At 70.1% G+C, this 5,999-nt stretch carries 5 protein-coding genes; 4 read left to right on the forward strand and 1 reads right to left on the reverse strand.

The genetic code is table 11. The features are described from left to right. On the forward strand, positions 1 to 302 hold a 302-nt coding region (locus tag VIB55_RS10685), incomplete at its 5' end, for a hypothetical protein (RefSeq protein ID WP_331876649.1). Positions 303 to 1,124: 822 nt separating this feature from the next. Here the strand turns inward: VIB55_RS10685 and VIB55_RS10690 are convergent. Continuing rightward, a complete protein-coding gene (locus tag VIB55_RS10690) occupies positions 1,125 to 2,189 on the reverse strand; it encodes a hypothetical protein (RefSeq protein ID WP_331876650.1) in 1,065 nt (354 codons plus the stop codon). 79 nt (positions 2,190 to 2,268) lie between these two features. On the opposite strand from VIB55_RS10690, the gene VIB55_RS10695 reads away from it, so the two are divergent. The 3 genes from VIB55_RS10695 (at position 2,269) to VIB55_RS10705 (ending at position 5,597) form a co-directional block, all read left to right on the forward strand. Continuing rightward, positions 2,269 to 2,640 (forward strand): hypothetical protein, encoded by a 372-nt coding sequence (locus tag VIB55_RS10695; RefSeq protein ID WP_331876651.1) that lies wholly within the window; start codon positions 2,269 to 2,271, stop codon positions 2,638 to 2,640. A gap of 43 nt (positions 2,641 to 2,683) precedes the next feature. Beyond that, complete coding sequence (locus tag VIB55_RS10700) at positions 2,684 to 3,646, forward strand: DUF1028 domain-containing protein (protein ID WP_331876652.1); 963 nt, start codon at positions 2,684 to 2,686, stop codon at positions 3,644 to 3,646. Between the two features lie 157 nt (positions 3,647 to 3,803). Next, entirely contained in the window at positions 3,804 to 5,597 is a 1,794-nt protein-coding gene (locus VIB55_RS10705) for a dynamin family protein (RefSeq protein WP_331876653.1), read from the forward strand. Positions 5,598 to 5,999 lie beyond the last annotated feature (402 nt).

A 5,999-nucleotide genomic window follows, 5' to 3' on the forward strand; every position in this document is an offset into this window, starting at 1 on the left:
CGCCGCGCGGCACGGACTGGATGCAGTTCCGCAACCAGAAGTGCAACGCCCTGCGGCTGCGCGTCACCGACCGCGACGCGTACCAGCCGGTGCTCACCGGGCTGGTGTTCCTTTCCGAGATCCAGAAGATGCACCGGGCCAACCTGGGGATGGGCCCCATGCTGCAGATGCTGGGGAGCCGCTGGGCCCCCGAAGCCGTCCGCCGCCACGACGACCCGCGCGACATCTACCGCCGCTGGGAAGCCGAGAACGCCGAGTGGAACCGCGTGCGCGAGAAGTACCGGCTGTACCCGGCGGAATAAGACGTACACGCGCCCGGCATGCCCACGACGCGCCTGCCGGAGCGCGCCTTGTCATCCCGACGGAGCGGCCACGGCGAACCTCCCCGCGCACCGTCGATGGCAGCGACCGAGGGATCCGCCACACACTGATCGAAGCGCACCGACAGCCGCGGCGCGCCTCCCGCAGGGCTTCAATTTCACGCGCACAAACCTACCGTAGGGCGATCGAATTCTCCCCTCTCCCGCTTGCGGAGAGGGGCCGGGGGTGAGGGCAGCCGGGGACTGCGCCGGCCTCTCCGACCCGCACCCAAACCTCGCCAGCGATCCCGCGCTGAACACCGCACCTCAGGGCACGCGCCGAGGCCTCCGCTTCGGTGACCGCTGCCGCGCCCAGGCTGTTACCCGCCCCATGCAAGATCCTTCGGCCCGCAGGGGATGTGCTGCGGGCCGGTTCGGTGCGCCTGGGCCTCTGGATGACAGGCTGTGGTGTTCGCGGCGGGACGGCGCTGGCCTCGCCGACCCGCACCCAAACCTCGCCAGCGTTCCCGGCCTGAACACCGCACCTCAGAGCACGCGCCGAGGCCTCCACTCCGGTGCCCGCTGCCGCGCCCGGGCTGATACGTGCCCCATGCAAGATCCTTCGGCCCGCGTGGGATGTGCTGCGGGCCAGTTCGGTGCGCTTGGGCCTCTGGATGACAGGGTTTGGCGTTTCGCAGAGTTGTGGGTGACGAACCGGACTGGCTCCCTTCCCCCGCGCAGTTTGCGGGGGAAGGGCTGGGGATGGGGGGCGCCCGACGCATGCAACCACTGCCCGTCGAACCACCCCGTACCCTCGGAAACGACCTACCACTCCCGCCCGCGCCCCAGCACCCGCTCCCCCTCCAGCGCCGCATCCAGCCCCCACCGCGCGCCCGTGGCCCGCTGAACGTCGCGGACGCGATACAGCACCTGGATGTACGCCACGTCCTCGGGGGTCGGCTCGTCCGCGCGCAAATCGGGGCAGCGCAGGATGTCGGCGGCCACGGACCTCCACTCGCAGGTGTGCCCCGCCCCCAGCGCATGAAGCAGTTCGTGGCCCACCAGCTGCCAGCCCGGCCCGTTCGTCAGCGGCCCGGCGCGCTGAAGCCGCATGGTTCCGTACTCCACGACGCCGCCCTGGCTGAGCACCGTCGTCAGCGCGGCGGCCCGTACGTCACGGTCCACCAGCACCAGCAGCACGTCGTTGGGATCGCGGTCGTCGTCCTCGGGCTGCACGTCGGCGTAGCGCGCGGGGCGGAACAGGTCTTGGCCGAACGTATCTTCCACCCCCTGCGTGATCCGCCAGAAGGTGGACGAATCCGGCGCGGCTCCACGCGGCAGGGAGTACTCGCGATCGAACGCGATCCGCAGCGGAAACGACGACGATCGCCAGCTCTGGAACCACATGGGCCCGTAGGCCCCGTACACCCGCAGCCAGAACGAGCCGCATCCGGGGCACACGGCCGTCCGCGCCCGGGCGGGGCTGATCTCCACCTCGCGCCCCGCGTAGCTCCCCGCCGGAATCCGCCAGCGGCGCGGAACCAGGATGATGGCCTGCTCCCGCCGCGCCGAATCTGCCCGGAACCGCACCAGCGCCGGATGGTGGGTGCGCGCGGTTACGTCGGCCGCGTCCACCGCCAGGTCGATCGAATCGCCCCCCGCCGCGCCGACGGGCACCTCGAACCGCCCCGTGGAATCGACCGCCGCCGAGTCTACCCGCGGCAGCGTGTCGCCCGCCGCACGCCACCGCACGTACGCACGCATCTCCGGGCGCGGCAGCGTGTCGGGCGAAATCACACGCCCGCGCACCACCGTCTGCCCCGCCGCGGGTGCGGCGGTGAGCAGCAGGGCGAGCGCGGCGGCGATTCGGGCCGGCGAGGGTCTGGACATCGGCGATGGACGGCGCATGTTTCTCCTGCGCCTTCTCCGCATCCCGCGTTCCCCCTCCGCCTCAGCCCGTTCGACCATCATGGAATTCTTCATCCTCATCGCCGCCGTGGTGATCATCGCCGGCGTCGCCAAGGCACTCGACAGCAGCACGCCGGTCCACCCGCGCCGCCGCGTCCGCGCCCTGAAGGCCGCGCGTCCGGCGCCGGCCGGGAGCACCTCGGCCTACCTCGACACCTCTGATTCCTTCTCGTCGCCTACGATGACGTCCTACGACTCGTCGGCGGTGGATCCACAGCCGCTGGACGACCACACCCGGAACACTGATTCCGGCACGTCGTGGGATGGAGGCGCAGACGGCTGCGCCCCTGCCGATTCCGGGTCGTGGGACAGCGGCGGCGACAGCGGTGGTGATTTCGACAGCGGCGGGTGCGATTCTGGCAGCTCTGACTGAAGACGCTGCTCGCTTCCGCGATCCACCCGAACCGAATTTCACGATGCGCATCCGCCTGACCTCGTTCCTGCTCCTTCTTGCCGCACCCGCCGTTGCGCAGGACGGCAATCCGCCCTCGCTCTCCACGTTCAGCATCGTGGCGTGCGATCCTGTGAACGGCTTCCTGGGCGTGGCCGTGCAGTCGCGCGTGGTGGGCGCCGGCTCCATCGTTCCCGCGGCGGCGGCGGACGCGGGCGCCATCGCCACGCAGGCGGCGGCGAACGTTTCCTTCAAGCGGCGCGGCCTGGAGATGCTGCGCGCCGGGCGATCGCCCGAAGAGGTGCGCGCGGAGTTCGTGCGGACGGACCCGGGCATCGCCCGGCGGCAGTTCGCGGTGATGGACAAGCAGTGCCGCGTGGCCCCGTTCACCGGCGACAGCGCGCAGGCGTGGGCTGGCCACCGCAGCGGCCCCAACTTCAGCGTTCAGGGCAACATTCTCACGGGGCCGGAGGTGGTGGATTCGATGGCCTCGGCGTTCCGGGCGGCGGAGGCGGCGGGGCGCCCCTTCGGCGAGCGGCTGCTGGCGGCGCTCAAGGCGGGGCAGGCGGCGGGCGGCGACAAGCGCGGGCGGCAGGGGGCCGGGATGCTGATCGTAAAGGCCGGCGCGGGCTACGGCGGCGGTGACGACGTGTACGCCGACCTGCACGTGGAAGATGCGCCCGAGCCCATCCTGGAGCTGGAGCGCGTGTACAACGTGTGGATGACGCTCTTTCATCCCGACGAGCACTTTCTGCCCAACGGCTCGCAGGCAGTCACCGCGCCCGGCGGCCCGCACATCTGCGCGCTGCGCAACCTGCTGGCACGCGCGGGGCACGGCACGCCCACCGAGGCGCAGTTCTGCGCCTTCGACGAAGAGGTGATCCCCGCGCTCAAGGCCTTCCAGCGCGCGCAGAACCTGCCCGTCCGCGCCGCGCTCACCCCCGAAACCGCCGCGCGGCTGCGGCAGGTGACGAGCGCACGACCGTAGAGGACGGGATCACGCGGAGGCGCGGAGAACGCGGAGGAGCGGAGGGCGCACTCCTGCTGTTCTCCGCGACCTCCGCGCCTCCGCGTGAGATCGCAGTTCAGCGGATTCTCAGCCGTGCGGCCCCACGTTTGCGCAACGTGGGGCCGCTTTGCATCACGTGAATGAGCCTGGAACGGCGGGGGGGCGGATGGTGATCGGCAAACTGCTGCGGCGAAACAGCATCCTGGGCGAGCGCGAGGCCGAGCTGCGCGCGCGCGAACGCGAGCTGCTGGACCGGCTGGCCAAGGCGCTCGACCGCTTTGGCGCGGACGTGGACCCGGACGACCGCAAGCACTTCGACCAGGCGCGCGAGCAGCTTTCGGGGCTGTTCCTGCTGGTGATCGCGGGCGAGTTCAACAGCGGCAAGAGCAGCTTCATCAACGCGCTGATCGGCGAGCGGGTGCTGCCCGAGGGCGTTACCCCCACCACCGACCGCATCAACATCCTGCGCTGGGGCGACACGGTAGAGGAAGAGCTGATCGAGGCCTACCTGCTGGAGCGCACGCACCCCGCGCCCCTGCTGCGCGACATCAACATCGTCGACACGCCGGGCACCAACGCCGTCCTGCGCGAGCACGAGGAGCTTACGCGCGACTTCGTCCCGCGTTCGGACCTGGTGCTGTTCGTCACCTCCGCCGACCGCCCGTTCACGGAGAGCGAGCGCACCTTCCTGGAGCAGATCCGGGCCTGGGGCAAGAAGATCGTCTTCATCGTCAACAAGATCGACATCCTGGGCGCTGAAAGCGACCGCGGCGAGGTGCTGCGCTTCGTGCGCGACAACGGCACGTCGCTGCTGGGGGAAGAGCCGCTGGTGTTCCCCGTGTCGGCAAAGGGGGCCATGCAGGCGCGCCAGGGAGGCGACGAGGCGGCGTACGCGGCAAGCGGCTTTCCCGCGGTCGACGACTTCCTGCTCAACACGCTGGACCAGCAGGAGCGCATTCGCCTGAAGCTGCTGAACCCGCTGAACGTGGGGCTGAAGCTGGCTTCCAAGTACAAGGAAACGGCGTTCGAGCGATTGAAGCTGCTGTCGGAAGACGTGGCGACGCTTCAGAACATCGACGCGCAGCTCGGCGCCTTTCACCAGGAGATGCTGCGCGACTACGGGCCGCGCCTCGGCCGGCTGGATTCGCTGCTGAGCGACATGGAGGTGCGCGGGCTGAACTTCTTCGACGCCACCATCCGCATCACCAAGGTGCGCGAGCTGATGCGCAGCGACACCGTGCGCGTGGAGTTCGAGCGCCAGGTGATTGCCGACACCCCCAAGCTGATCGACGAGGAGGTAGACCGCATCATCGACTGGATCGTGGAGCGCAACCTGAAGCTGTGGCAGGACATCGGTGCCTACATCGAGCGCCGGCAGATCAACCGCCATCGCGAGGGGATGATCGGCGAGGTGGGGCGCGGCTTCAGCTACAACCGGCAGGCGCTGCTGGGGTCCATCGGCAGCACGGCGCGCGAGGCGGTGTCCAGCTACAACCGCGACGCCGAGGCCCGCAAGCTGGCGGAAGAGGTCCGCGGCGGCGCCGGGACGACGATGATCGCGGGCGTGGGGGCAATCGGCCTGGGCACCTTGGTGGCCACGGTGATCACCGGCGCGGCGGCCGACCTCACGGGCATCCTGATGACCACGGCGCTGGCGGTGACGGGCCTCTACATCCTTCCCGCGCGGCGGCGGCAGGCCAAGGAGGAGTTCAGCAAGAAGGTGGCGGACCTGCGCACCAAGCTGGACGACTCGCTGACGCGGCAGGTGCACGCGGCCATCAGCGACAGCCAGGAAAAGGTGAACGAGTCCATCGCGCCGTACCGCCGCTTCGTGGAGGTGCAGCAGCAGCAACTGAACGAGGCCCGCGGCGAACTCGTCGTCGCCGAGGACGCGCTGCTGCGGCTGCGGACGGAGATTGGGGGGAAGTGAGTGCGGGAGTGCGTGAGTGCGGGAGTGCGCGAGTGCCGGAGTGCGCGGAGTGCGCGACCGAGCCTGTCATCCTGAGGCCCAAGCGCATGGCACTGGCCCGTAGCACATCCCACGCGGGCCGAAGGATCCAGCCGCGGAAGGGGAACAAGCCCGGGCGCGGCAGCGGGCACCGTAGCCGAGGCCTCGGCTGCCGTGGGGCCCTCACCCGTCCGCGCTGACACGCGTCCACCCTCTCCCACAAACAGCGTGGGAGAGGGGGTACACTTCGAGGGTTTGGTGCGTCGGGATCAGCTTGGTGCTCGGGCTGGTGCCCCCCATCCCCAACCCTTCCCCCGCAAACTGCGCGGGGGAAGGGAGCCAGTGCGGCTCATCACACATAACTCCTTGCAACCCCACAGCTTG

The organism is Longimicrobium sp. (genome assembly GCF_036554565.1).
Classification (GTDB): domain Bacteria; phylum Gemmatimonadota; class Gemmatimonadetes; order Longimicrobiales; family Longimicrobiaceae; genus Longimicrobium.